Source organism: Pseudanabaena sp. FACHB-2040, from assembly GCF_014696715.1.
Classification (GTDB): Bacteria; Cyanobacteriota; Cyanobacteriia; order Phormidesmidales; family Phormidesmidaceae; genus JACVSF01.
Genome location: NZ_JACJQO010000005.1, coordinates 99,312 through 124,820 on the forward strand (window position 1 = coordinate 99,312; position 25,509 = coordinate 124,820).

Annotated in this window: 23 protein-coding genes; 14 read left to right on the plus strand and 9 right to left on the minus strand. The window is 52.0% G+C overall.

Annotation, left to right across the window (positions count from 1 at the left end; all coding sequences use genetic code 11):
- Window position 1 precedes the first annotated feature (1 nt).
- Both hpsE and H6G13_RS04210 read right to left on the minus strand, forming a co-directional pair.
- Window positions 2-1,027 (minus strand): hormogonium polysaccharide biosynthesis glycosyltransferase HpsE, encoded by a 1,026-nt coding sequence (hpsE, locus tag H6G13_RS04205; protein WP_190481928.1) that lies wholly within the window; start codon window positions 1,025-1,027, stop codon window positions 2-4.
- Between the two features lie 75 nt (window positions 1,028-1,102).
- Window positions 1,103-2,887 (minus strand): ABC transporter ATP-binding protein, encoded by a 1,785-nt coding sequence (locus H6G13_RS04210; protein WP_190481929.1) that lies wholly within the window; start codon window positions 2,885-2,887, stop codon window positions 1,103-1,105.
- A gap of 167 nt (window positions 2,888-3,054) precedes the next feature.
- Here H6G13_RS04210 and H6G13_RS04215 point away from each other — a divergent pair, with 167 nt between their 5' ends.
- Window positions 3,055-3,450: a hypothetical protein gene (locus H6G13_RS04215; RefSeq protein WP_190481930.1), complete on the plus strand. Its 396-nt coding sequence runs from the start codon at window positions 3,055-3,057 to the stop codon at window positions 3,448-3,450.
- Between the two features lie 610 nt (window positions 3,451-4,060).
- Complete coding sequence (locus tag H6G13_RS04220) at window positions 4,061-4,834, plus strand: ABC transporter permease (protein WP_190481931.1); 774 nt, start codon at window positions 4,061-4,063, stop codon at window positions 4,832-4,834.
- 8 nt (window positions 4,835-4,842) lie between these two features.
- Here H6G13_RS04220 and H6G13_RS04225 read toward each other — a convergent pair whose 3' ends face one another.
- On the minus strand, window positions 4,843-5,016 hold the full coding sequence (locus tag H6G13_RS04225) for a hypothetical protein (RefSeq protein ID WP_190481932.1): 174 nt from the start codon (window positions 5,014-5,016) through the stop codon (window positions 4,843-4,845).
- Window positions 5,017-5,120: 104 nt separating this feature from the next.
- On the opposite strand from H6G13_RS04225, the gene H6G13_RS04230 reads away from it, so the two are divergent.
- A complete protein-coding gene (locus H6G13_RS04230) occupies window positions 5,121-6,107 on the plus strand; it encodes an ATP-binding cassette domain-containing protein (protein WP_190481933.1) in 987 nt (328 codons plus the stop codon).
- A 382-nt stretch (window positions 6,108-6,489) separates the two neighbouring features.
- Here H6G13_RS04230 and H6G13_RS04235 read toward each other — a convergent pair whose 3' ends face one another.
- Both H6G13_RS04235 and H6G13_RS04240 read right to left on the minus strand, forming a co-directional pair.
- A complete protein-coding gene (locus tag H6G13_RS04235; protein ID WP_190481934.1) occupies window positions 6,490-9,612 on the minus strand; it encodes an efflux RND transporter permease subunit in 3,123 nt (1,040 codons plus the stop codon).
- A 58-nt stretch (window positions 9,613-9,670) separates the two neighbouring features.
- A complete protein-coding gene (locus H6G13_RS04240) occupies window positions 9,671-11,035 on the minus strand; it encodes an efflux RND transporter periplasmic adaptor subunit (RefSeq protein ID WP_242028143.1) in 1,365 nt (454 codons plus the stop codon).
- A gap of 162 nt (window positions 11,036-11,197) precedes the next feature.
- On the opposite strand from H6G13_RS04240, the gene H6G13_RS04245 reads away from it, so the two are divergent.
- From H6G13_RS04245 to H6G13_RS04260, 4 genes are all read left to right on the plus strand, one after another.
- A complete protein-coding gene (locus tag H6G13_RS04245; protein ID WP_190481935.1) occupies window positions 11,198-11,755 on the plus strand; it encodes a PadR family transcriptional regulator in 558 nt (185 codons plus the stop codon).
- A gap of 164 nt (window positions 11,756-11,919) precedes the next feature.
- Entirely contained in the window at window positions 11,920-12,525 is a 606-nt protein-coding gene (locus H6G13_RS04250) for a hypothetical protein (protein ID WP_206756509.1), read from the plus strand.
- 172 nt (window positions 12,526-12,697) lie between these two features.
- Window positions 12,698-14,074, plus strand: coding sequence for an SPFH domain-containing protein (locus tag H6G13_RS04255; RefSeq protein WP_190481937.1), 1,377 nt, complete (start codon window positions 12,698-12,700; stop codon window positions 14,072-14,074).
- Entirely contained in the window at window positions 14,071-15,360 is a 1,290-nt protein-coding gene (locus H6G13_RS04260; protein ID WP_190481938.1) for an SPFH domain-containing protein, read from the plus strand. Before H6G13_RS04255 ends, H6G13_RS04260 begins: the two co-directional genes overlap by 4 nt.
- A gap of 191 nt (window positions 15,361-15,551) precedes the next feature.
- On the opposite strand, the gene H6G13_RS04265 is transcribed toward H6G13_RS04260, so the two are convergent.
- On the minus strand, window positions 15,552-15,929 hold the full coding sequence (locus H6G13_RS04265) for a nuclear transport factor 2 family protein (RefSeq protein WP_190482872.1): 378 nt from the start codon (window positions 15,927-15,929) through the stop codon (window positions 15,552-15,554).
- Window positions 15,930-16,326: 397 nt separating this feature from the next.
- On the opposite strand from H6G13_RS04265, the gene H6G13_RS04270 reads away from it, so the two are divergent.
- Window positions 16,327-16,641 carry a hypothetical protein gene (locus H6G13_RS04270; RefSeq protein WP_190481939.1) on the plus strand — a complete coding sequence of 105 codons (315 nt, stop codon included), beginning with the start codon at window positions 16,327-16,329 and terminating at the stop codon, window positions 16,639-16,641.
- 35 nt (window positions 16,642-16,676) lie between these two features.
- On the opposite strand, the gene H6G13_RS04275 is transcribed toward H6G13_RS04270, so the two are convergent.
- The gene (locus tag H6G13_RS04275) at window positions 16,677-17,654 is read right to left on the minus strand and encodes a hypothetical protein (protein WP_190481940.1); all 978 of its coding nucleotides are present in this window, start codon (window positions 17,652-17,654) and stop codon (window positions 16,677-16,679) included.
- Window positions 17,655-18,547: 893 nt separating this feature from the next.
- Between H6G13_RS04275 and H6G13_RS04280 the strand changes: the two genes are divergently transcribed.
- From H6G13_RS04280 to H6G13_RS04305, 6 genes are all read left to right on the plus strand, one after another.
- Window positions 18,548-18,793, plus strand: coding sequence for a hypothetical protein (locus H6G13_RS04280; protein ID WP_190482967.1), 246 nt, complete (start codon window positions 18,548-18,550; stop codon window positions 18,791-18,793).
- A gap of 80 nt (window positions 18,794-18,873) precedes the next feature.
- Window positions 18,874-19,104, plus strand: coding sequence for a hypothetical protein (locus tag H6G13_RS28555; RefSeq protein ID WP_242028145.1), 231 nt, complete (start codon window positions 18,874-18,876; stop codon window positions 19,102-19,104).
- A gap of 568 nt (window positions 19,105-19,672) precedes the next feature.
- Window positions 19,673-20,563, plus strand: coding sequence for an AraC family transcriptional regulator (locus H6G13_RS04290; protein WP_190481941.1), 891 nt, complete (start codon window positions 19,673-19,675; stop codon window positions 20,561-20,563).
- Window positions 20,564-20,997: 434 nt separating this feature from the next.
- Window positions 20,998-21,684 (plus strand): hypothetical protein, encoded by a 687-nt coding sequence (locus tag H6G13_RS04295; protein WP_190481942.1) that lies wholly within the window; start codon window positions 20,998-21,000, stop codon window positions 21,682-21,684.
- A 134-nt stretch (window positions 21,685-21,818) separates the two neighbouring features.
- Window positions 21,819-21,986, plus strand: a complete 168-nt coding sequence (locus tag H6G13_RS29360) for a hypothetical protein (RefSeq protein WP_347277448.1) — start codon at window positions 21,819-21,821, stop codon at window positions 21,984-21,986.
- A gap of 160 nt (window positions 21,987-22,146) precedes the next feature.
- Window positions 22,147-22,740, plus strand: a complete 594-nt coding sequence (locus tag H6G13_RS04305) for a hypothetical protein (protein ID WP_206756510.1) — start codon at window positions 22,147-22,149, stop codon at window positions 22,738-22,740.
- Between the two features lie 19 nt (window positions 22,741-22,759).
- Here the strand turns inward: H6G13_RS04305 and H6G13_RS04310 are convergent, their stop codons facing one another.
- Window positions 22,760-24,862, minus strand: a complete 2,103-nt coding sequence (locus tag H6G13_RS04310) for a pentapeptide repeat-containing protein (RefSeq protein ID WP_190481944.1) — start codon at window positions 24,860-24,862, stop codon at window positions 22,760-22,762.
- A gap of 49 nt (window positions 24,863-24,911) precedes the next feature.
- The gene (locus H6G13_RS04315; RefSeq protein WP_190481945.1) at window positions 24,912-25,349 is read right to left on the minus strand and encodes a hypothetical protein; all 438 of its coding nucleotides are present in this window, start codon (window positions 25,347-25,349) and stop codon (window positions 24,912-24,914) included.
- Between the last annotated feature and the right edge of the window lie 160 nt (window positions 25,350-25,509).

The following is a 25,509-nucleotide window of genomic DNA, read 5'->3' on the forward strand; positions in this document are numbered from 1 at the left end:
TCTACTCAGGACTGCGGGAATCCCCTGCTAACATATCAGGCTGTTTGCCAGCCCAGTTTCGCTGAACCTGCTCAATCTGCCGCTGCACCCCGAGGCCAGCCACAAAAAAGGGACTCAGAACGGTCGCCACCAATCGCCGCATTTCACAAGCAGCGGCCCCCTGGCTACCCAGATCCTGCCGGTGTTGCCAGTAATAGGTGCCCGCTTTTTTCAGGTCGCTCAGCAGGTAGGCCAGCAGCATCGCCGGTCGCTGCCAAGTGGGCAAGGCCAGCATTCGCAGGTGGTGCCGTCCCAGGCCAATGCCCCAGAGGTTGCGGCTCATGTAGTCAAAGGTTAGGCGCGAGGGGGGAATGCAGTGCTGAATTTCCATTGCCGGGTTGTACCAGACCTGCCAGCCAGCTCGGTGCAGGTGAAGCAGCGCTTCGTAGTCTTCCCCGGCCAGCATGGACTGACCGACTCGGCCAATTAGCAGCAGGTTTGAAGGTACGCACTGCAGCCAAGCCTCACGACGCACGACTAAACCCGCTGAGGGAGGCATGCCGTTGCGGCGAGGTTCGTAGCGCAAAGGTTGATCGCCCCGGTCGTTGAGGGCCAGGTAAAAGAGAATAGACCTCAGGGCTTCGGGCGGCGGCGCTTCGTACTGCCCATAAATTCGGCTGGCAAAAGCTCCCGCGTTGGGATGGGCCTCGGCAAAGGCGACAGCAGCGACAACCCAGGTAGGCTCTGGTAGGTTGTCGTCGTCGAGGCAGCCTACTAGCGGGCTGGCGGCCTCCTCAATGCCTCGCTGCCGGGCGTAGGCCGAGCCCTGCTGCGGTTCAAAGCAGTAGCGCAGGGGGCAAGGTGCTGACCAAGTGGACTGGATTTGCTTGATCAGGTCTGCTGTACTGTCGGTACTGTTGTTGTCCACCACCACCACTTCCCAGCGCAGCGATTCGACGCCCTGCTGGGTCTGCAGTCGCTCTAGCAGCGGGGGCAGGTAGGCAGCCCGGTTGTAGGTAGGGATCACCACAGTGAAGTCTGGCGGCATGGCAGATGTATTTCAGCACGGCTGCTTTTCAAAGTACCCAAAAGCAACAGTACACAAAAGCAGCGCTGCCGTCAGCTAGCCCTGACGCAGACCCATCTGCACTTTCCAAAGGCTGGCGTAGAGGCCGTTGCGCTCTAGCAGTTCTTCGTGGGTGCCCCACTCGACCAGTTGGCCCATCTCCATCACATAGATCCGGTCGGCATTGCGGACGGTGGAGAGGCGGTGTGCGATCGCAATTGTCGTCCGGTTCCGAGTAATTTTCTCCAAAGATCGCTGAATTGCCGCTTCAGTCTCATTGTCGACCGCTGACGTGGCCTCATCTAGCACCAGAATAGGCGGATCTTTCAGCACAGCACGGGCAATGGCTAGGCGCTGACGCTGACCACCCGAGAGCTTCTGGCCCCGTTCGCCCACAATCGTGTCGTAACCAGCGGGCAGCTGTTCGATAAACTCGTGGGCCTCGGCAATCTTAGCCGCTTCTACGATGTCTTCGGGGGCAGCGCTAAAGGTACCATAGGCAATGTTTTCCGCTACGGTACCGTGAAATAGAAACACGTCCTGGCTAACCAAACCGACAGCCTGCCGCAAATCCTGGGAGTTGAGTTCGCGGATATTAATGCCGTCTAAGGTAATGCGTCCGGCACTGATCTCGTAAAAGCGCAGCAGCAGCTTCACTAGAGTGCTCTTGCCCGACCCAGTTGACCCGACAATCGCAATGGTCTTACCCGCAGGCACCTTCAGTGTGAGATTTTGCACCACCGGCTGCCGGTCTTGATAGGCAAAGGTGATATCTTCAAACACCACTTCGCCCCGCACCTGCTTAACGGGCAGGCGATGATTGCCGGGGCACAGGGTAATCGGCGTGTCGAGCAGCTCCATAACTCGACTGGTCGAGGCCATCGCCCGCTGATACTGATCCAAAGTATCGCCGAGCCGGGTCAGGGGCCATAGCAGCCGCTGGGTGATGAAGACCAAAACGCTGTAGGTGCCCACCTCCAAGTTCCCGGCAACAGTCTCCAAACCGCCTATCACCAGTGTGGCGGTAAAGCCAAACAAGATAAAAATTCGGATCAGGGGAATAAAAGCAGCACTCAGAGCAATGGCGTGACGGTTGCTGAGGCGATAGGCTTCGCTTTCCTGGCGAATGCGCTCGATTTCATAGTCCTCCGCCGTAAAGCTCTTGATCGTCATGATGCCACTGAGGTTGTTGGAAAGCCTGCTGTTAAGCAAGCTCACCCGCTCCCGCACTAGGGCATAGCGGGGGGCTAAGAGCTTTTGGAATGCGATCGCACCCCATACAATCAGCGGCATCGGCAGCATGGCCAGCCAAGCCACCTGCGGAGCCAACACAAAAAACGCCCCACCAATCAAGATGACTGTCGTGATCACCTGGAGCACCTCGTTGGCTCCGCTGTCGAGAAACCGCTCTAGCTGGTTGATGTCGTCATTGAGTACCGCCATCAGCCTGCCAGTACTGCGCTCCTCAAAATAAGCCATCTCTAGATCTTGCAGATGGGTGTAGGCATCGACCCGCAAGTCCCGCTGAATCGTCTGAGCCAAGTTGCGCCACAGCCAAGCATAGGCGTATTCAAATACCGACTCCAGACTCCAGATCACAAAGGTCAGCAGCGCCAGCACCAAGAACTGGCCGCGAACAGTCTCAATTCCCCAATTGGCAATCCAAGAATCTTCCTGCTGCACCACAACATCAACCGCCAGACCAATCAAAACCGGCGGAGCCAGATCAAAGAGTTTATTTAAGACCGAGCACAGGCTAGCCAGCCGAATCCGCTGGCGGTAGGCCCGACCGTAACGCAGCAGGCGCTGCAGAGGTTTAGAAGGCAAGGCGGTAGAAGGCATAGCAACAAGCAAGTGAAATGGAAAACCCTGGGTTTGGGGCGAAGCAGCAGCAATCTGCATCAGCAAGACAACAAGCCAGTGAAGTGTTCGCTTGAAACCCGAAATCAACTAACCGCACGCTGTATCTACCCCGGAATCCTAGATCCTAACCGGAAACTCCTACGACGATGGAAGAAATCCCACCCGCCAAAGAAAAGAGAAGCCTAACTATTCTGGCTCTGCTATACCTAGCCCTGTTTCTAACCATTTTGTGGCTAGCCTACACCGATCAACTGCCCGCCTTCCTAGGAGACATTCCGGCCCACGACAAAATTGCTCACGTAGTTCTCTATGCCGTGGCCGCTTACCTGGGACATCGAATATGCCGCTATCACCGGTTTTCCTTGGCAGGCAGGCAGATACCCACCTTCCCGGCTCTGTTTACTCTGTTTACAGTGAGTGAAGAACTAGGTCAGTTTCTTGCTCCCAGTCGCTCTTTAGATGCGATCGATTTGGTTGCCAGTTTTGCAGGAATTGTTCTGGGATGGTGGTTGGCAGAGCGAAACCGTAAAAGCGAGGCGTGATAACTCAATTGGCTTTAAAGAGGGTAGAAATATATTTTCTTTTTAAGCTTGCAATCTTCTCAAGCTAAAGAGATGCCACTAATAAAATTTTTACTTTATCAGCAAATAATCACTTCAAGATATCATTACGCATTTCCACCAATGCTCGCTTTGATATCATCACGAATGAAATCTTTAGGCATTTGCTCCTCGCAAATCTCTGTTCGATTTTTCTAATTACTTGATTGATTCAGATAAGAGTTCTAGCAGGAGAGAACGGTCATACATACAGCGCTTCTTGGTCTATTCTCGTTTTTAGATAAACATTCATACCGTGCCAGTATCGAATAGCGCGGTTTTTTGATTACATCGTCTCTGTTGTTACATCAGTATTCATATGCTTAGTTGATCTTGCTTCTTTAAGCTAAGTTTTCAGGATCTGGCTTATTGCAGAAGTGAATCGAAATGCGTTTGACGCTCCGGCAACAATCAGGAGTTGCAAGAAAACGGCAAGCTGAGTACAGATGCTCGATTGCATCCCTGACGATGCCCCCTGTTTACCTGCAATTGTCTCTATAGTGTCTTTAGAGACCTTTAGTTACAACAGCCCTACAGGGCGCACAGTGCATTCATGCTCGAACTTTTGCTTGGCGAACTCAAGCGCACGTGGATCCAATTTATCCGCTATCCGGCAGAGGTGATCGGCGGCATTATTATTATTACTTCCGTCTTTTACGGCCTGTTTTTGAGTGCTCAGTACATGGCAGGGCCGTCCCTAGGTTTTGGCGATCGGCTCGATGCGGTCGTGGTGGGCTATGTGCTGTGGAGCTTGGTGCTTTACATCGTCAACGACATTGCCATTGGGCTGCAGGTTGAGACGCAGACGGGCACGCTGGAGCAGGTATTTTTGTCGCCCTTTGGGGCACCACAGGTCTTCTTTGCTCGCGCCCTAGCTAGCTTGGCCCTACGGCTGACGCTGATTTTGGGCATTTTGCTGATTTTGATGGGCATTACAGGCAGCCGTCTGCAGTTTCCGCCAACGCTACTGCTGCCGCTGGTGACGCTCTTGCTGGCAGCTTATGGGCTGGCTTTTGTGATGGGGGCCTGTGCGCTGATATTCAAGCGGGTGCAGCAGGTGTTAGGCGTGTTTCAATTTGCCCTGCTGTTTTTGATTGCGGCTCCTACGGAAGAGTGGAGCGGCACGGCTCGCTGGCTGGCTTACGGACTGCCGATGTTGCCCAGTACTGGCCTGCTGCGCGATTTGATGGCGCGAGGTGCGGCACTAGACTGGGGCGTGTGGGGAGTTGCGATCGCAAACGGCCTAATCTACTTTTTCCTGGGCATCAGCCTATTTCGCTGGGCCGAACGAGAGGCCAAGCGGCGAGGTATTTTGGGTGGCTATTGAGACGTTAGCTACACTGGGCGCATCAAGACTTCCCACACCACCGGAGAGATGCCGTTAGCGGCCTCGTAGGGTGAAATAGGAGGGCGCTGCTGAGGTGTTCGCGGCTTAGGGGACGGTGTAGCTTGATTTGATTCGGAAGAATTGGCGGGTTGGGGGGGTGGGAACATCACTTTAGAGTCCATAGCATCACCTTAAAAAATAGGCGACATTGATACTATACACAGGCTTCACTGTTTCGTCGGGACCTTTTTTATCCCAAATTCACTGAACTTAATTCCTCCCCCTTATGACCAATATTATTGAGGTTCATGGGCTTAGTAAGCGCTACCCTGTCGCCGTCAAAGAATCGGGTCTGCAGGGTACGCTAAAGCATTTCTTTCGCCGCACCTACCGCACTGTTGAGGCTGTGCGTCAGATCTCTTTTACGATTGAGTCGGGCGAAGTCGTCGGATTTTTAGGCCCTAATGGAGCCGGGAAAACCACGACCTTAAAAATGCTGACCGGGCTCATTCACCCATCTGAGGGCAGCGTGCAGGTGGCGGGTCAGGTGCCTTTTCAGCGGCGGGTTGACTTTCTTCAAACCATTACGTTGGTGATGGGGCAAAAGCAGCAGTTGCTTTGGGATTTACCTGCGCTAGATTCTCTTCGCATTAACGCCGCTATTTACGGCTTGAGTGACAAGGAATTTCGTTATCGCGTGGATGAACTGGCTGATATGCTTTCTCTGCATGAGAAGCTCACCCAGCCGGTTCGCAAGCTCTCTTTGGGCGAGCGGATGAAGGCTGAAATGCTGGCGGCTTTGCTGCACCGTCCTCAGGTGCTCTTTTTGGATGAGCCTACACTGGGTCTGGATGTTAATGCGCAGGTTGCGGTACGGGAGTTTTTGCAGGAGTATAACCGCCGTTACCAGGCTACAGTGCTGCTGACTAGTCACTATATGGCTGACATTACTGCGCTTTGTGAGCGGGTTTTGCTGATCCATCAGGGGATGCTGATCTATGACGGCAGTTTGGATGGGTTGCTGGATCGTTTTGCGCCTTATCGGGAGGTCAAGCTGGAGCTTGACTACCCGGTGCAGGAGGAGGCGCTGCAGGTTTTTGGGGAAGTGGAGATTACTGAGGGCTGTACTGCTCGTTTGATTGTGCGGCGAGAGGCGTTGACGCAGACGGTGAGTCAGCTTTTGTCTCAGTTTCCGGTTAAGGATTTGACGGTGACGGATCCGCCGGTGGAAGAGGTGATTGGTCGGGTTTTTCGGGCGGGGAGTGCGGCTTAGGGGGGAAGGCGTAGGTAAGGGCTTGTGGCGAAGGTTGGGGTAAGGCGTGGATCAATGGGTTTATGGCAGAGTCTCTGCTTGGGTGGCAGCCCCCCAAACCCCCCGATTGGGGGACGAGGCGCGTCCCCCAAACCCCCTCCGCCAAATCCCCCTGCATCGAAACTTTTATTGCGGTCTATTCAGGCTGGGGAGGAGTGTGTAAGCCTCTGCACTTAAGAGATCTAGCCGATTTACAAACAGGTGTGTTGGTTACGGCACCAAAAGCAAAGCTGTTCCTCTCCTAGCGATCAAATTTCTCTGATTACAGCCACTTTCGATTGCATTCACTACCCATCCACTCCCTACCCATCCACCCCCTACCCACTCACCCTAGCCGTAGTCACTAATTTGAAAACCGCTGCAGAACTCCAGATTTCGCGCTGGGCATGGGGATCTGCGCTCCTGCTAAATGCTGCCGTTGGGGACGATTGAGTAGCAGATGGGCTGACGGAATATAGTAGAGTGCCATCACGGTTGCACCGCCTAGTCCGCCTGCGATCGCAATTGCCAAGGGCGGCCAAAACCCGGTCTGATCGAGCATCAGCGGGATAAAGCCCATGATTGTGGTCAGGGTGGTTGCTAGTACGTGGCGCGTTGCTTTGAAGACCACTTGTTCAACGGCGCGGGGGTCGCCCTGATCGGCTTGGGGGTCGTCTTTGATGGCTGCCAACACCACGATTGAGTCGTTAATTGCCAGCCCGATCAGGCCCAGCGTGCCGAGAATGGCGGTAAAGCCAAAGAGTGAGCCAAATACCTTCAGCGCTAGAGCTGCTAAGCCTACGGAGCATAGGGCCACTGAGCCGATCAGCGCTGCTAGTCCAAAGGAATTGAATGATAGCACCAGGGTTGCTGTCATCAGAATCACCAGCACACTGACTGTGGAGAGCAGGCTGCCGATGGCGTCGCCTCGAGCATCGGCTTCGCCGCCATACTCCAGCCGATACCCCGGCGGCAGCTCAAAACCGCTGGTCTGGAGCTGAGTCTTGAAGCGCTTGAGCACCGTATCGGGCAATGCCCCAGCGGTGATAAAGCCCTGCACCGTGTTGACTCGCTGCCCCTCTCGCCGAGTCAGCACAGCGAGGTCGGGCTCTAGAGAGAGCGATGCGATCGCATCTAGCGGCACCTGGCCCTGGGGCGACACCATTTCTAAAGCGGCAATGCTGCTCAGATCTCCTCTCTGGGAATCTGGCACCCGCACGCGCACCGGAATATTCTCAGTGCCTTCTAGAATCGAACCGCCGATTGCCCCTTCTAGTGTGGCATTGAGCTGTCCGGCGATGGCGCTGTTGTCTAGTCCGGCCCGCCGCGCCTGCTCCTCATCTACGGATAGGGCTAGCTTGGGGAGAGCTTCGGTCAGATCGGCCTGGGTATGAATTACGTCGGGGACTTGGGCGAGTTGCGATCGCAGCTCATTGCCCAACTGGCGCAGCCGCTCCATGTCCGACCCATACAGCCGCAGCTCAATCGGCGCATCAAAAGGTGGCCCCTGCTCTAGCTGCTTCACCAGCACCTGCGCCTCTGGAAAAGCCCCATCTAGCTCTGTCTGTAGCGTCTGGATCGTCTGCCGCAGATGGGCTGTGGAGCGGAGCTGCACCATTGCCTGGGCATAGTTCGCTGCATTTTCTCGGTTGGCAATCACGTTGTAGAAAAAAGACGGCGCACTCTTGCCCAAAAACCAATGCACCTCGTCCACTTCCGGATGCTGCCGCGCCAGATCTCGTGCCCGCATCGCCTGGGCCTGGGTTTCAACCAGAGACGTCTGGGTGGGCATGACAAACTCAATCTGAAACTGGTCCCGGTTAGTCGGCGGAAAAAACTGCTGCTCCAGCGTCGGAAAGACTGCAAAGCCCACAATTGGCAAGATTAACGACAGCCCCACCCCCAGCCAAGGACGTCGCAAGACCGTTCTCAGGCTTTGGCGATACAGCCCAGCCATCCAGTCATTGCTAAAGCCTTCGCTGAGCCACTGACGGCTACGGCCTAAAGGCTGCCAGCGGTGCAGCAGCCCTACCAACGACGTAATCACCGTTAACGAGAGAAATAGAGAACTGATCAGCGCCAAGATGACCGTTAGACCAATAGTGCCGATAAACTCGCCAACGCTGCCCGGAGACGATGCAATGGGCACAAAGGCCAGCACCGTTGTCAATGTCGAAGCCAGCAGCGGAATGCCCAGGTGGCTTACGGTTTCGTGAATTGCTGTTGCCGGAGGCATCCCTTGGCGCAGCCGCATCTGCACCTCATCGACGGCAATGATGGCATTGTCAATTAGCAGCCCCAGCGCAATGATGATGCCCGTCACCGACATCTGATGCAGGGGCACCCCCAGACCGCTCATCCAGCCAAACACCATTAGGCTGGTCAGCGGCAGCGCCAGTCCGACAATCAGCGCCGACTTCACCCCCAGCATCACCAGGGAAACCGCAATTACCAGCCCCGATCCAAAGACCAAGTTGCCGATTACCCCATTGAGCCGCTGCCGCACATACACGCTCTGATCCAGCACCACCTCCAGCGTCAGTCCATCCGAGAGATTGGACTGAAACTCGTCCAGTGTTCGCCGCGCCTTTTCCGCCCACTGGTCTACCCGCTGGGCCGACTCCACCGTGGCCGAGAGCACAATCGCGGGCCGTCCGTTGACGAAAGCCAAATCGCTGGCCGGTTCGGCAATGCCCTTACTGACCTCAGCTACGTCTCCCAACCGAGCCACCTGTCCGGTATCGCTCACCTGAATGGGGATATCTCGAATCCGCGCCAGTGAATCTAGCTCGCTGTTAACCTCCAGCAGCAGCTCACTGCTACTGCTACGGAACTGTCCGGCAGACACCTTAGCATCGCTAGCGGCGACCTGCTGAGCTAATCCCTGAGCAGTCAAGTTGAGGCGGGCTAGATCGGGGGTTGCGATCGCAACCTGAATTTCCTCATCCGGTGCTCCAAACAGCTCCACCTTATCCGTCCCCGGAATGCTCCGAATGGCATCCTCCAAGCCTTGGGCCACCCGCTGCAAAATGGTGTAGTTGGGTGACGTATCCAGGTTCCAAGTCAACCCCACGATCAGGGCGCTGGCCTTAGTTATGCTGTCTTCGTATTCGGGGGCACTGGCTTCGGGCGGCAGCTCTGGCACCGCATCATCCATCTTGCTGCGCACCTTAGCCCACACCGGATCAACCTCGCGCACACCTTCCTTCAGCTCTACGGTGATCACAGAAATTCCGTTGCCGGAGGTGGATCGCAGCGACTCTATTTCTTCTAGCTCAAACAGGCTCTTTTCAATCTTGTCTGTCACCAGTGCCTCTACCCGCTCCGGCGTCGCCCCCGGCAGAAAGGTAGTGATGTTGCCAAACCGCTGGGTGATTTCAGGGTCTTCCATGCGAGGCAGGGTGAAAAACGCCGACAGGCCCCAGGCGAGGATTAGCACCAGGGTGAGGATGAGGAGTTGGCGGTTGCGGTAGAAGAGGTTGAACATGGGATGGGTGAGGGGGTGGGCCGGTAAATGGGTGAATGGGTAGGGACTAGACGCACCACTACAGGGCCTGGGTAATGCTGACGGATTGACCAGGGACAACTCGGTGGGCTCCGGCGGCAATAACTTGTTCTCCGGGCTGCACCATGCCTCGAATGAGAATGCGATCGCCTTCGGTGTGGAGCAGCTCTACGTCTCGGCGGGCCACTTCAAAACCTGCCTCCGCCCCGTCTTCACGAGGCACCGCTACATACACCGACCACAGCCCGCGTTCACCTGGCACTAGCGCTGTTGAGGGCAGCCAAAAGCCTTCGCCTGCCTGCGATTCTGTCAAAACTAAGCGAGCGGTTTGGCCTACGGTAATGGCCGTGTCTGCCTGAATTGCTAAAACTATGGTTACGGTGCGGCTGGTTGGATCGAGTTCTGGCAGCAGGGTGGTTACCGTAGCGGGTAAAGTGGCGTTGCCTACCTGCACGGTCTGGGAACTGCCGACACTGAGCCTGTCTGCAACCTGGGTGGGAACGCCAATGCGGGCCTCTAGCGTGTTGCCTTCAACCAGCTTGAGTACGACCTGGCCGCTGCCGACGACGGCTCCTTCATCGACCAGCCGCTGGCTGACCGTGCCGCTGAAGGGTGCTCTGAGCACGCTTTTAGACAGATCTACATCAATTGCCTGTAGGCTGGCGTCGAGCTGGCGAACGCGGGCGGCCTGACCTTCGACCTGCTCGCGGCGAGATCCGGCCAGCAGCTCGTTGAGCTGGCTTTGGGCCTGCTGCAGGCGGTTTTCTAGAGAGCCGGTACCAAAGGTCTGCTGATCGAGTTCCTCCAGGGAAATTGCGCCGCGAGTGTAGAGTTCCTGTCGTCGCTGCCGCTGAATTTGGGCCAGGGCTACCTGCTGCTCTAGGTCGGCTACTGCGGCTTGGGCAGCAGCAATACTTTCCTGTCGCGGGCCTATTTCTAGCTCTTGCAGCTGGGCCAGGGCCTGATCTTTTTGGGCCAGAATCTGCTGTCGCTGCGCTTCCAGGCTGCGGACGTCGAGCTGGGCTAGGGGTTGCCCGGCGGTGACTGAGTCGCCATCGTCTACCAGCAGTTTGATGACGGTGCCTGCGCCCTCAAACCCCAGGTCGCTGCTGCGCCGCACCACAACTTCCCCGGTGTAGGTGCGCTGGGTTTCGTAGCGATCGACTGCGGTTAGCGGCACAGTCTGCACAGGTAAAGTCTGGGCTTCAGCCGTTTCAACTGGCGCTGAGGAGAGCAGTTGAGGCAGCACCACTGCCCCTAGGGGCAGCAGCGCCAGCGGCAAGAGCCAAATCCAGCGGCGATTGTGCGATCGCTTTTTCTGCTTGGAGTTACTGGGTTCAGAAACGGGGGCCGAGTCGGCTTGGGGCGGAAGCATTTCGATGGGAGCAGTGGGTTCGGCCTGCATAGGGGCACCTAAAACGGGTTGATGGGCAAAAGGGCTATATCCAAAAAAGTGTTATTCAAAAAGGTGATATCCAATAACTTGATATAAAACTTGTTGTGTATTGCCCCATAGCCTATACTCAAATTGTTGAGTATGTCAATCTTTTCTTGTTCGGTTCCCTCGATGGCTCTAGCGCATACAATTCTGGCGGTTCTCGCTCATGCTCCCTACAGCGGCTACGACCTTAGCAAGCAGTTTGAGGAGGGGGTAGGTTGTTACTGGCAGGCGAGCCAGCAGCAGATTTACCGGGAACTCGGAAAAATGGAGCAGCAGGGCTGGGTAACTTTTGAGAAAATTCCTCAGGAAGGCAAGCCGGACAAAAAGATTTACCAGATGACTGAGGCCGGGCGGCAGGAACTGCTGCGCTGGTTTGGTGAGCCAACCGAGCCCACACCCATCCGCGAGGATTTGCTGGTCAAGGTGCTGGCAGCTCCGTTTATGCCTACAGAACTGCTCATTAAAGAGCTGCAGCATCGCCGCCAGCTGCACACCGAGAAGCTGCTAGAGTACCGGGCGATTGAGTCTGAGCACCGAGACTGCCCCTTGCCGCCAATTGATGAGCGCTTTCGCTACCTGACGCTGCGGCGGGGCATTCGCTACGAGCAAGACTGGATTGACTGGTGCGATGAGGTGATGGACTTTCTCAAGCAGCAGGAAAGTGCGTCGCCTGCGCAGAAATAGCCAGCAGCAGTCTCGACATTAAGGGAAATGAAAATAACGGGCGTTGATCCGGATGGCGGGAGTACGCTGGCAGCAGAGACCCGTATTCTTTCGCGCTAATCTGGCTGCCTGGGAGGCGCAACCGCATCATGCTTTATGGCATTTGTTTTATTATCGGAGGCATCTTGGTCGTCCTTTCAGCCGCTGGTGGGCTGGATTTGTTAGACATGGACGTTAGTGCAGATGCCGATACCGATGTCGATATCGGCTTGGGCGGCGGTCTTGACGACATTGATGTGGGCACCCACGCCGGACAAAGCGAAAACGGCAGCAGGGCTCTTTATGCCAAGCGGCGGCGGTGGCTACCCTTTTTTAGTCTGCGGTTTTGGACCTTTGGAACCTGCTTTTTTGGCCTCACAGGGCTGCTGGTAAATCTGGCCCAGCCAGACCTCAATCCAGGAACGGTGGCCCTGATCGCGGCGTTGATGGGGCTGGCCTCGGGCCTCGGGGCAGCAGTAGCAGTGCGATCGCTCAGGAGCGAAACTGTCAGCAGCCTGATCCGCCCCGAAGAAATGGCCGGCTGCATCGGCACCGTCGAGATTCCCTTTAATGCCGATAGCCGAGGCAAAGTTCGCCTCAGCATCAAAGGCTCAACCCTCTCTTTTGTGGCCTACACCCATGAAGCCAGAGCCTTTCAGCGAGGAGAGGCAGTACTCGTTGTTGGCCTAGAACACAACCGGCTCTGGGTCGTCTCCGCCGATGCTCTGGAATCCACCCCAAACAGCGTGTAGAGACAACTCTAGCTAAAGCGAGAACAGTGGCTGCCCACCCCCATCACCCAAAGAGCACCAACCCCCACCCCAACAGCCAATACTCTTTGCCCCCAACCCTGCACCCTAGACCCTACACCCTCCTACCCCTGCACCCATTTCCTCCCCCTCTTCTCCACACTCAGGTAGACCCATGGATAAACCAATCAGAACCATCGAGGTATCGCCTACCCCTGTTCTGGGACAGGCCAGCGGCGGTGCTCCAGTGGGGCCGGGCGCTGCGATCGCAGTTCTCATCTTTGCCATCTTCATCATGATTTGGGGTGCGAACGCCCTGGTGCAGATCTGCGACCCCAACAAAATTTTGATCATCTCTGGGCGCAAGTACCGCCGCGAAGATGGTCAGGTGATGGGGTATCGGGTGATCTACGGCGGGCGCACCCTGCGAATTCCCGTTCTAGAAACGGTCAAGACCATGGATCTGAGCACCATGCCAGTGCCCATTGAGGTAACCAACGCCTACTCTAAAGGCGGCACGCCGCTCAGCATTCAGGCGATTGCCAACGTCAAAATTGCCCGCGACGAAGCCTTGGTTGGCAACGCCATTGAACGCTTTTTAGGACGGGGGCCTGCCGAGATTTCGCGGGTAGCGCGGGAGACGCTAGAGGGCAACCTGCGCGGTGTGGTCGCCACCCTCACGCCTGAGCAGCTCAACGAAGACCGGCTAGAGTTTGCTGAGCGCATTGCCAGCGACGTTCGCGATGACCTGGCTAAGCTGGGGCTGCACCTCGATACGCTAAAGATCCAGAGCGTGTCTGATGAGGTGGACTATCTCAACTCCATCGGGCGGCGGCAGATTGCCAATATCGTGCGCGACGCCGAAATTGCAGAGTCTAACGCCGTTGCCGAAGCGGAGCAGATCGAGGCCGAGTGCAACCAGCTGGCCGAAATCGCCAAAACTCAGACCCGCACCGCCGTTCAGGAAAAAGAAAACGAGCTGCGGCGGATCACCGCTGAAGTCGAGAAGCAGGCCCGCATCGAAGAGGAGCGCACCACTGCCGCTGCCGAAGAAGCCCGCGCCCGCGCCCAGCGCGAGCTCCAAGCCATCCGCGCCGACCTGGAAAAAGCCCGTCTGGAGGTCGAGCAGGTGCTGCCCGCTGTGGCCCGCCAGCAAGCCCAGGAACTAACTGCCCGAGGCGAAGCAGCCAAGCTCAGAGAAGATGCCTCAGCCTCAGCCCAGGCTAACCAGATGCTGGTCAAAATCTGGCAGGAAACGGGTGTCGATGCTGCCGAACTTTTCCTAGTGCAGCAAATGGAGATGGTGCTGAAGGAAGCAGGCCGCATCCCCAGCCGTCTACACCTGGGCCAGGTACACGTGATTGATAACGGGGACGGACGTGCGATCGCATCTCTGCTCAACGCCTACCCCGAAATGGTGCGCCAGTTCCTCCGCCAGTCTGAAGAAACCCTAGGCATTCCCCTCTCCGGCACCCTCTCCCCCGCTACCTCCCGTCCCTCCATCTCCCCGACCTCCCCAGTCCCCCCCATCCCCACCCTGGAGGATCTATGAGCCTAATCATTGCCTTACTAGTCGTCATGTTTGGGGCAACCGGCGGCATTATGCTGGTGGTTCGCAACCTGTACCACATCTGCCAGCCCAGCGAAGTGCTGATCTTTGCTGGCGACAACCGCGCGGTTAGCGATGGCCGCAAAGTTGGCTATCGCCTGGTTAAAGGCGGCAGCAGCATCCGCAAACCCCTGTTGGAAAAGACGTTCCGCATGGAGCTGACCAACATGATCATTGAGCTGAAGGTGACCAACGCCTACTCCAAAGGCGGCATTCCCCTCAAAGTCGATGGCGTCGCCAACATCAAAATTGCCGGGGAAGAGCCCACCATTCACAACGCGATTGAGCGTCTGCTGGGCAAAAGCCGCCAAGAAATTGAAAAAATCGCTCAAGAAACCCTGGAAGGCAACTTGCGCGGTGTCTTAGCGACCCTCACTCCGGAGGAAGTCAACGAAGACAAAATGGCTTTTGTTCGCAACCTGCTAGACGAAGCCGAAGACGACCTAGAACAGCTAGGGCTGATCTTAGACAACCTGCAAATCCAAAACATCTCCGACGACGTCAGCTACCTCAACTCCCTGGGCCGCAAGCAGCGAGCCGACCTGTTGCGCGATGCCCGCATTGCCGAAGCCCAGGCCAAAACCAAGTCGTCATTGCAGGCTTCGGAGAACCTGAGAAAGACCTCGCTGCGCCAGATCTCAGCCAAGATCGAAACCACCCGCGCCGATGCCGACCGTCGTCTGCAAAACGCTCTAAGTCAGCGCCAAGCCGCAATCTCTGAAGCCGAATCAGAAATTGCCGCCGAAGTTGCTCGCACCGAAGCGGCTCTAGCCGTGCAGCGGGAACGCCGCAACCAGGTAGAGCAGCAGCTCCAGGCCGATGTAGTCGCTCCTGCCGAAGCTGCCTGTAAACGTGCTCAAGCCGAGGCCAAAGGCGAAGCTGCCAGCATCATCGAGGATGGTCGGGCCAAGGCCGAGGGTATTCGAGAGCTGGCCGAAACCTGGAGAGCCGCAGGCGACAGCGCCCGCGAGATCTTCCTGTTCCAGAAGCTAGAAACGCTGCTGGGCAGCCTAGTTGCCACTGTGCCCGATATCGAAGTCGAAAAAGTCACGGTGATCGACCCCGGCGGTGGAAGCAGTGCTACTAAGCTGGCCTCGTTTATGGAGCAGCTACGCCAGAGCACAGGCCTTGACTTGGCTCAGACTGTTCGTGGTTTGGGCGGCAATGGGAATGGCAACGGCAATGGTAGTGCATCGTTGCCTAGCGATCGCAAAGATACTGCTAGTTAAAACTGTCGGTTTCTGCTAGTTAAACCCCAGGGTTCTTAGAGAACTCTGGGGTTTTAGATTTTGCTTTTGCGATCGCACCCTAAGCAGCGTTTGTCTGTCTGCTGCCATGATGCATTGGTCGGATAGTGCCACTGATAGCTTTCAACGGCTCAAACTCCCGCTACTGTACGAGATTTAGGGAGTTTAGGCCTTTAGACCGTCGCACTGGCGCTGCCACCAACGATTTGCCAGCCGTTTTCGCCTTTGTGCCAAACTCTCATGTAGCGATAATCGCCTGAGAAGGCATTGCCTAAATACGTGACGCTCAGGAAGATTTTGGCCGCCACAAGAACAACGTTCTCACTGCAGACCCGTATTTCTAATTCTTTAGGTACAAACTCGTGAAACTGTGTGCCACCAGTACGGTGCAGCTCTAAATCCATCGCTTTAGTGGCCAGTTCGCCAGTTGGTCCCACGAAAAGCAGATCATCAGCGATGAGCACGTCCAATTCAGACACGTCTGAGGCTGCCATTGCGGTGTAGAGTCGTGCTTCGCATTCGCGAATTTGGGTTTCAATTTCTAAATTCAGGTTTTTCATTGTCATCTAGATACGAATTGCGTACCTACCGATAGATCGAGGCGGCCTAACGGTCGCGCTCACCGGACACAGATAACCTTTGCAACTCAACCGAAAAAACTGGGTGTTCCGGTGCAGCGCGGTTGTTAGCTGGCGGTCATTACGATAGAACACCACTAAGTTCAGCTCCAGATCTCGTATTACTCTTCCAATTTTTTACTTAAATTTTACCGAGAGTTTAGTGCAACAGCAGAAAATAGTGCTAATGTACTATATGAAGTGCATTTGCTTCGACTTCGCTTATCTGCGCTGCATCTACTTAAATTTTAATAAAGCAGAACGAATTATCCTGATTCTTGAGACTCTCCTGTGGAGAACTATAAGTCTCTCATTGCAGGATAGTACTTGTATGAGTTCCAATGATCAGAAGGCAAAAGCGAAAGTTTTCATTTCTATAGTTTTTGAAATTGTAGGTGAGAGTATTAGTGCAATGCCTAATCACGAAGAGATTAAAAGTTTAATTGCTCAAGCAGATTTAGAAATAGAAGGAAATCAAACTTTCAGTGATCTGCTTGAGCAATTAGCATCAAATATTGAAAACGATGAGGAAACGCTTGCTATGATTGCAGAGAAATTGGACGAGTACAAGCGACGTATATATAACGCTTTGGAAAATGATCTACCAGATTATCCCGATCGTGAGAGTTTTTACAAAAAGCCCTAAATCATAAATGTTAAAGAGCGAAATCTTGTAAGCTGCTATGATTTTGCAGCTTCGCTGTAAGAATATTGATCAATCAATTCAATGAATTGATTTAGATAATTAACGACTGTAATCTTGGTAAGATTGGAGGACAAAGGATCGTTGTCTGGATAATCCTTAAGATTTTTGAACTGGCTGTTTAGGATAGAGTTTGCTATCGCTCGAATAATCTTTTTATAAGCTTCTTTGTCAGGAACACCAGATTCATTCATATGCCTCATGCCAATACAGCCTATTGGCATAAGAAATCCAAGATCGTTGTCAATGCTGCAAACTAGCCAAGCACTAAGATATGCATATATATCAACTCTTAGTGAATGAAGATCATTTCCTGCCCTAATTCTTTCAGAAACCTCCTCGAATTCCAATTCAAGCCCATCCATGATACCTTGTACGGCAAGTTGATCTAGAAATCTTTCAGGCAAGTCGTGAATAACGCATCTTACCTCTCTCGATGCTTTATTATTTCTAAATTCCTCATCTAATTTTTTCCCAAACGCGAGCCTGTCTTCAGAGTAGGCTTCTTTTAATTCTGAGTTAACTTCTTGAAGTTTTAGATTTTCATATCCAAGAGATTGCTTCAGATAAGAAAGATAATTTTGATCTAAGCGTTGTCTAATATTCGAGTTATTTAGCTGGTTTTGGAGTGATTGTATCTCCTGGAGAAATTTATTTCTTACACCTTCTTCAATGTTTTTAGTCGCAGCATCGAATTCGGTCGCTATCACATCCTTAACGAAGTCGTATCCCAGTACAACTAAAGTTGCAGTAGTGATAATTCCAAGGACACCCTGTTCAATTGGGCTTTTCCAAATACTTATTGCTGCCAAGAAGAAGGACAGAATGACAGAGAATAGATAAAACCCCAACAAATGAGTTATCGTTTGCTCCCTCGTTTGAACTATTCTCTTACCTCTGATACGACTATATATCCTCCACCAGGGTTTAGTGATAACACTTCTCAGCTTATTCATGATGGTTTGCTAGTTGTGGTAGATAGAAAGAGTCTAAGGATAAAACAGCCTATGCAACCTTGATATTTCCCGCTATCTTATCAAATTCTTCTATCAGGGACTATGATCTACTCAAAACAAACCTCAGCTAGATAGCTTCAACCCCTCACTACGACGGCTAACGGCACAAGTCAGCGGTTGCAAATGAACTTGAACGTTGATGAGATTGCCCCTCGTCACTGCCCTCACCGACAATCTTCTGGGCGATTTCGCTACCACAGATAACACTCAAACCACCGCCTCAACAGACTATATTCTGGGTGTTTTCGGGCTGACCGATAACCTCCAAGCACGAGTGCAAAGACTGGATGCGGAGCCAGCTAACTCGTTATTAGAGGGAAACTTTCCACCTAATCACCCTGTACAGGTGATTAGGTGGAATTCTGTCAGCCTAATACCCCTATAGGGGAGATTAGGTAGAAACACGTCAGCCTAATACGCCTGTGGAGGTGATTAGGTGGAAAAATTCAGTATAACCACCCCTTTTTCTGACGGGCTAGGTTGCTTATGTTTTATTTAATGTTCAGTTGGTATGCCTCTAACCCTGTGGAGCCTAATCAACTCCTGCCTTCAAACAAAATTTCTCGATACGCTTGACGCCTGCTTAGCGCACACCGTATTCTCAGTCATTAAGCTGTCAAGTCCGACAGTTGAGACACAGAACTCATGGACTTAGCGCCGCCTGCAAGTGTTGGAAGCACAAACAGGCGACTATTCCCCCGAAGCTGTTCCTGCCAGTTCGGAGGCTTGGAGGCCACTATACCTCCCCAGCCGCCCCGATTGCACACATCTAGGGGCTGCTAGGAAAGTGAGTTCTGGTTTCCTAAACCACAACATAGGAACCCAGAACCACCATGTTTCAATCAACCGAAACGGGCGCTCAACCGCCCACAGTTTCACCTACCCAATTAACCAAGGCCAAACCCAACCGCCAAAAAGTCACTAACGTACTCTACGGCAGCCTAGAAGCCCTTGACCGCATGACCAAGTACCTCCATACCCTCCAGTACACAGACCCCGACGACTGGAGCGACCCCATCCCTAGCGGCAAAGATTGCCAGTGGATGGTCGTGCACATAAAGCACCTGCTGATTGAGTAGGGTCTGAAGGCCAGTCCTGGCTTGGAGGAAACCCAACAAACTGCTGACAGCGTTAGGTTTTGCCGAGCTTGGCGCTGTTGATGAAATCAGCATTTTGCAAAATACTCTTGGGAAAGCTGCTATCGCTATACCTGCCATATTTGCGATCGCACGTTCCCAACAGTAAGACGAACAGTCCCCTTGTGCTGAAATACCCCCACGCCCAACCAGGCCGAGAACCCCTGCGCCATATCTTGATCGGCTCTCCCGACGGTGTGCAGCAGGCCATCCACACCCCACACATTCTTAACCACACCGACCAACTCACTTGAAGCAAAATTTTTCGGGTGCCTCCCACCGGCATTTTGATTACTCCAGAGCAGGGCAAAGTGTTCCGCTATTTGTTGCGCTACTGCACCCTTAGCCAACGAGAACGGTGTGCGCCATACTGCACTGTGGTGCACACAAGCTAATTTTTGGGGGTTGCGATCGCATCGCTAAAAACATTTAAAAATTTCCCTGTGATTTATCTAAAGCAGAATATTATGCAGAGGTGTTCCAATTAATCCGCCAAAGCCTTGATGTGGCGGAATTGTTTTATACAAGTACTCGGCTATAAATCTTAGGCAGCAACAAATCTGCCTAACCTACCAACTTGGAAGCTTAGACAACAATTTCCCTTCCAAGAATGAGTTATGTGAGCGTTCGAAGTCTTTCGGAACGCTGGAAAGGGCTTTTGAATACTTTCCTCAAGCGTTCAGGTGAATACCTGTATCGGAGCACTTAATCTAGGCTACGTAACCTCTCGAATGAGTTCTAAAAGAGCTAAGGCAAGGTTGCTGCCATGCCATGAATCCTTGATAAAGCTTCGTTAATTCAATAATCCACAGGGTGAGTGATATGTCAGAGAATCAGTCTACTTTTGAGCAGAGCTATCGCTGGCAATACCCCGATGTTTTCCCCCGAACACCTGTACTGACAAGCTATGAAACGGATTGGAACAGCATCAGTCTAGAGTATCAACATCAGCCAGCCGGAGGAACGCCCACAGTTTGCGTTGACCACTATATGGTGGGTATCTATCTTGGGCAGAACTGTCAGCTAGAGCATATTTTAGATGGGCATCTGCAAACAAAAATGGTTTCTAGCGGTGCAGTGATGTTGTGCCCCATGCATCACTCCCACAGCTTTCGCTGGGATCGAGAGATCCACGCAATGGGCCTCAATTTAATGCCAGAACTACTCGCCCGCAATGCCTCGGAGCTGTCTGGATCCGAGAGGGTCGAATTTATACCGCACTTCGCACTTTACGATCCACTCATTCAGCACATTGGCTTAGCCCTCAAAGCCGATCTGGAGTCCCACAAACCCGGTGGTCGGCTTTATGCAGAGAGCATGGCAAACGCATTGGCCGTTCATCTGCTTAGGCACTACTCCTCTCACAACCACCAACCCACACGCAACTTTGAGGGTCTAGCGCCTCGTCAACTCAGACAAGTCATTGACTACATCAATGACAACCTTGAGCAGGACTTGGGGCTAGAAGAACTAGCTGCGATCGCAAAGCTCAGCCAGTTCCACTTCTCCCGCTCCTTCAAGCGCTCTACGGGCCTGAGCCCGCACCAGTACGTGATTCGTCAGCGCGTTGAACGGGCCAAGCAACTGCTGAAACAGGGGGGGATGAGCATTTGCGAAGTTGCGATCGCCTGCGGCTTCACCCACCAAAGCCACCTCAATCGTCACTTCAAGCGTCTGACGGGAATTACACCAAAGAATTTTTTGAAGCCATAGCAATTTTGTGCAAAAACAGCACACTTGTGCAAGATCTTCAAGCCTAGTTGATTTAATCTTAACTTCATTCGATAAATAATCGGAGAAGACTGCTGTAGCGTAATGCTAGTAGTAGAACAAAGTAGCTATCACGATCAAGTCGTCGGCCAAATCCTACCCGAAGAGTTATGAAGATCTCTGTAAAGTGGTTTTTACATGGAAGTTGCTGTACCTTAGCTGCATTGGCTCCAGTGTTAAATCTGGAAGGCGACTTGCTCTGGTACACGATTCTAATTCATATTAATTCTTAAACATGAAAAACCTTATTGAGACGGCATCAGTTGAACAGCGTATAGCTTGACCTTAGGCAAGCTTTTATCCACTGAAGCTCTACTTTTTTCAAGAGAACAAACAAGTATTAGCCAGAGAAAGTCCAATTTAGGTAGGGGAGAGCAATGTCACAAAGTCTGTCAATTACTGCTCTCATAGCAGGCGTCATCTTCATCATACTTGGTTTAACTGGAGGAGGCTTCAAGATTTTTGGAGCTGAGATAGCATCATCTATCTCCAATAAATACTTACGCTTTATAGCAACCGCGTTTGGCATCATTTTCCTCATAATCTCATTTCCACAAGTTCTTTCTGAACAACAAGTAACAGAGCCATTTAGAACGAGCAACCAAACTTCGGCTTCCATCAACAACTTATTCGACAAGACAACAATTACAAATAGCATACTAGAACCAGTAGACTTTACGGCGCAGGGGATCCCAGTCGTTGCAACAGAAAACGGCAACGGAGCAAAGTTGTCAGTCAGAGTAAATAACCTTTCTGGTGATATAAACAAAAATGATTATAAGCTTGTCTCTTTTGCAAGAGTTAACGGAAGTAGTAATTGGGATTATCAAGGATCAAAGATTTTATCAGAATCCCCCTCTCCTTTCGAACTGACACTCTGGCATGATCCAGAAGCCAACGCAGGCAATCAGAAGTTGTACGAAGTAATTACAATTATCTCTTCAACACTCAGTAGTTCTGCCCCCAAAACTTTCACTGAAGATGATGTAGAAAGATTTCAGATTACAAGAAGTGAGACTTTGGTATTTTACCGGGACGATTCACGACGATCTATTCCCCAGTAAGTAAAACCATAAGAAGTAATCAATGTACATCGATTACTTCTTATATCTAAAGTGATAATGATCATAGAAGTTATAGGTTAAATGGCTGGGCTGCCTTTAGCGGCAACTCTGCTGCTGCACCTCAGTTAGCAGGCATTTTCGCCTTGATGAGGCAGGCGAATTTTGACTTGTCTCATACCAGAATTAAGCAGATTTTGCAGCACACTATCACTGATGTGTCGAAAGGAGTTAGCAATCCCTGCAGCAGCGATGCATCTGATCGTGATGGTCTGGATTTAGCTTCGGGTTTATGGTGTAGCTGATGCTTATGGTGTGATTTGAGGAGTGGCGCGTACTAAATTTTCTGTTTGAAAGCAGTAACTTGTGGTGGTTCGCCCAGCCTACCAATTGAGGTAGAAATAACTTGGAGAAACTTCGAAATCAAGACTCAGTTCAAAGTTTTTGTATCGGGAGTTAGCATACATGACCATGAAATCTGATTATTTAAAACTCAAAGAGCATTTAGACGAGATTTTGTGGGAATTTGAGAAGATTCTTGAGGAAAAAGGAATTAATGGAATAGAAGTTGTGTTAACCGAGGCTAATTTCGTATCTCGCTCACGCAAATCGAAGACAGCTTTTTCACTGCGAAAAATTCTGGAAGAGTGCTTTCCGTTAGGAGCCAAAAATATTGAAGAAAAACATATTTTGGCAACTCAAAGTTTGTTAAATTTGAATAAATATTCGGAGACTGCCATTAAAGTTTTGCTTGAGGTAGTCAACAGTCCAAATAATTATTCATCCTCTTTACAGGGGCTAGCAGTTAAAATCCTTGAAGAGTTACCTGATCTACACAAAAAAACTCTGCAAAAAACCGGTTCTAAACAGTCAGATAACCCAATTCCCTTAGAAGAGACGTCAGTACAAGTACTTGAAGATTCAGTCAGCTTAGATAGTGTCTTCTTCTCTAAAGATGCTCCTGTTGCAACTCCTAAGAATTGCACAAACCTAAACGACAAAAACTATACTAAGGATACGTGTTGCACATCATCTTCATCTAAGGAAAAGGCAGAATAGGCTTTAAAGTAGTAAAACGTTAGAGTCCTAGCTCCCTACAGTCCCGATTAGGGTCTAAAGAGAACTTCTCAGGGAGGTTTGCTTGGCACAGTATTGACTGTTCAAGTTGCGATTGTTGAAGCCCCTTGGCTGTTTCAAAATTTGTCTTGTATGCGAAACTCTCCTCAAACTTGGCATCTTCTAATAAAGCTTCACTGAAATCGGCGCTTTTAAGGTTGGCTTTACTAAAATCAGCCCCCCTAAAATCAGCGGAACTAAGATTGGTTTCGGCTAGATGCGCCGCCCTGAAATTTGCCCTCCAAAGGGTCGCCCCACTTAAATCCATACCGTTTAGAACATCATTACAAAAATTAGCTTCTTCTAAGTTGTCCTTCTGGCCTACGAAAATCATGTATCTAACCAGTATCGGAATGCCACGGTTTTGCTGACAATCGTCATCCTTTCGATCAATAATTCCTTCTATAAAACCAAGTAGGGCAAAGTGTAAAATAGCTAGTGTTCCTGCAAAAGGAAAAATCGCAAAGACAGAACTCACTTTCAAGAGACTTTGTCGCTGCTTTATTCTACTTGCGCGTATAAATTGTTCTGCCAAACTGGACAAGGCAGTTTCGGAATTGTTTTTGTTTGTTTGAAGAAAGCTTCTAGCATCACGCAAAGACCGCCCCTGCAATAAGCAATCTTTAGCTCTCTGCCGATCACTCCACTCGATCGCTACCTGTTCAATTCTGCGTTTTTGCCGTAAAGTCTCCCAATGTTCCTTCAGCCAGTCCTGCAGCTCCTTCCAGTTACGGATCAGGGCTTCGTGGGCAACTTCGAGCATTTCAACCTGCTGCTCGTTGCAGGACGTGACTAAGATCCAAACGCCGGGCCGGGCAAAGCAGTCGATCACTTCTCGAACGAGGGCTTCGCTGCTGTCTCCCGTGATAAGTTCAGAAATCGCGGCGCGGCGGCGAGTGTTTTTGTTGTCTTCGTTGATTTGTACCAGGGCGAGAAACGTGCAGCGAGCGACTCTTTGCTGATCGGGCGTTAAGGACTCATAGAGCCGTTTGGCTTCGCTGGCCAGTGCTCCGCCCACGCCGCCGATGTGCTTCAGCGTGTCTGCGGGTTCCACACCATTGCGAAGCCCCTCCCAGATTTGAGTCAGCGCAAACTGCAGCAGGGGGAGGGCGGCTTCTTGGCCTTCGGTTTCTCGAATTAGCCACTGCACGGTGGCTTTATCTAAGGCGTGCCCGGCTCGTTTTGCTGGCTCGGTGATTGCGATCGCAAGCTCCTCTGGCTGCATAATAGGTACTAAAAACCCTTGGGAAGAAAAGAGCTTGTTCAATCGCGGGTGTTGCTGAGTAGCTCCCAAAAAATCACTCCGCAGCGTCAAAATAATCGAGACTCGTTGGGAGCGATTGCTGGCTGCACACAGCAAATTCTCCACAAAAGCATCCCGCTCCGCTGCATCTGTGCAGAGCGTGTAGATCTCCTCAAACTGATCCACCAAAACGATGAGCGGTGAGAAGCTAATATCAGGAAAGACATCTGCAATCCGGCGCAGCCCGTCAAATTCCTTCTGACTATTGGCCTGAAGCAATTCCTCCTTAAACTCGCGCGTTTTAGCAACGGGCATGGGATCACTTGTCGCAATTCGAGCCAGCACTGTGGCTAAGGCTTCGAGGGGATGGTTGCCAGGGGTTAGCACCACGACGCGAGTGCGATCGCATCCCGGCAATAGCTGCTTACCCAAAGCAGGAATTAACCCTGCCCGCGCTAGAGATGACTTTCCCGAACCGGATGGGCCGTATATGGGTAAGACTCGAACCGTGTTGCGATCGTTATACAGCTGTTGAAATCGTTGCCACAATTGCTCAACGTGAAGCGATCGTCCGAAGAAGCGATCGCCATCGGTTTCCCGAAACGTCAACAGACCCTGATAGGGATTTTGTCCTAGTTCTTCAGAAGGCGTTTCTGCCTCTGTTGTAGTCGGAATCTGGGACAGATAGACGGTCAGTTGCCCAACCGCTAAACCTCCTACCATTTGAGCAATCGCCTGTCCCTGATTTTGATCTACCGTTTGGCGAACTTGATTGGTAGGATCAGGGGCTAAAACCGAGCCAGAGTCTGAAGAATCCGACATGATACAAATGCACCCAGTTTATTTAGTTCACCTACATTTATAGGTCCACCTATAGGTTCACGCCGTCTTGAATATTACCGTCAATTCGGCCAATGGCTTTGCCACCAGTCATTTGCCCAATTACCTGCCCTTCATTATTCGTAACCGTCTGATTAATTTGCACTCCCGCTGTTGTTAGGGGGCTTTCTTGCATAATTCGAGCAATCGCCTCTTCCAGATCTGGATTCTCCTTCAGCAAGGTTTCTAGCTCTTCTTGAAAGACCGCTTTACGAGCCTCACTTTCTGGCTTTGCTGCCACCTGTTCTGCTGCAATTCTGGCGTCGTCTTTCGCCACCAACTTAGGATGCAATTTGCCCCAAATTTTCTTCGCTGTTTCCCAAGCATCCGGACCAATCTGACTACCTGCACTTTCAGCAGCCTTCTCACCCAGCTTCATCAGAAAAGGCATACAGGAATTAAGAAGAGCCGCCAGCGCTAAAATATCCATTTTATTTCTACCTGATGGTGCAGCAATAACTTCTCTCTACCACATCCAATCAAGTTAATTCAATAGTAGCCATGTTCTGAAAGCTCCCTAGGTGAACAGGGAGATGCGATCGCACTGCTTACCAAGAGAAGAATCATAGCTGTCAGAGCCGAGTTAGCCT

Excerpts from the sequence above, each read along its gene's own strand:
- H6G13_RS04270 (WP_190481939.1), top strand. The coding sequence starts at position 16,327 with ATGAGTTCCAATGATCAGAAGGCAAAAGCGAAAGTTTTCATTTCTATA.
- H6G13_RS04230 (WP_190481933.1), top strand. The coding sequence starts at position 5,121 with ATGACCAATATTATTGAGGTTCATGGGCTTAGTAAGCGCTACCCTGTC.
- H6G13_RS28555 (WP_242028145.1), top strand. The coding sequence starts at position 18,874 with ATGAAATCAGCATTTTGCAAAATACTCTTGGGAAAGCTGCTATCGCTA.
- H6G13_RS04290 (WP_190481941.1), top strand. The coding sequence starts at position 19,673 with ATGTCAGAGAATCAGTCTACTTTTGAGCAGAGCTATCGCTGGCAATAC.
- H6G13_RS04315 (WP_190481945.1), bottom strand. The coding sequence starts at position 25,349 with ATGGATATTTTAGCGCTGGCGGCTCTTCTTAATTCCTGTATGCCTTTT.
- H6G13_RS04240 (WP_242028143.1), bottom strand. The coding sequence starts at position 11,035 with ATGCAGGCCGAACCCACTGCTCCCATCGAAATGCTTCCGCCCCAAGCC.
- H6G13_RS04245 (WP_190481935.1), top strand. The coding sequence starts at position 11,198 with ATGGCTCTAGCGCATACAATTCTGGCGGTTCTCGCTCATGCTCCCTAC.
- H6G13_RS04220 (WP_190481931.1), top strand. The coding sequence starts at position 4,061 with ATGCTCGAACTTTTGCTTGGCGAACTCAAGCGCACGTGGATCCAATTT.
- hpsE (WP_190481928.1), bottom strand. The coding sequence starts at position 1,027 with ATGCCGCCAGACTTCACTGTGGTGATCCCTACCTACAACCGGGCTGCC.
- H6G13_RS04310 (WP_190481944.1), bottom strand. The coding sequence starts at position 24,862 with ATGTCGGATTCTTCAGACTCTGGCTCGGTTTTAGCCCCTGATCCTACC.
- H6G13_RS04295 (WP_190481942.1), top strand. The coding sequence starts at position 20,998 with ATGTCACAAAGTCTGTCAATTACTGCTCTCATAGCAGGCGTCATCTTC.
- H6G13_RS04280 (WP_190482967.1), top strand. The coding sequence starts at position 18,548 with ATGTTTCAATCAACCGAAACGGGCGCTCAACCGCCCACAGTTTCACCT.
- H6G13_RS04210 (WP_190481929.1), bottom strand. The coding sequence starts at position 2,887 with ATGCCTTCTACCGCCTTGCCTTCTAAACCTCTGCAGCGCCTGCTGCGT.
- H6G13_RS04275 (WP_190481940.1), bottom strand. The coding sequence starts at position 17,654 with ATGAATAAGCTGAGAAGTGTTATCACTAAACCCTGGTGGAGGATATAT.
- H6G13_RS04235 (WP_190481934.1), bottom strand. The coding sequence starts at position 9,612 with ATGTTCAACCTCTTCTACCGCAACCGCCAACTCCTCATCCTCACCCTG.
- H6G13_RS04225 (WP_190481932.1), bottom strand. The coding sequence starts at position 5,016 with ATGGACTCTAAAGTGATGTTCCCACCCCCCCAACCCGCCAATTCTTCC.
- H6G13_RS04215 (WP_190481930.1), top strand. The coding sequence starts at position 3,055 with ATGGAAGAAATCCCACCCGCCAAAGAAAAGAGAAGCCTAACTATTCTG.
- H6G13_RS04255 (WP_190481937.1), top strand. The coding sequence starts at position 12,698 with ATGGATAAACCAATCAGAACCATCGAGGTATCGCCTACCCCTGTTCTG.
- H6G13_RS04260 (WP_190481938.1), top strand. The coding sequence starts at position 14,071 with ATGAGCCTAATCATTGCCTTACTAGTCGTCATGTTTGGGGCAACCGGC.
- H6G13_RS04305 (WP_206756510.1), top strand. The coding sequence starts at position 22,147 with ATGACCATGAAATCTGATTATTTAAAACTCAAAGAGCATTTAGACGAG.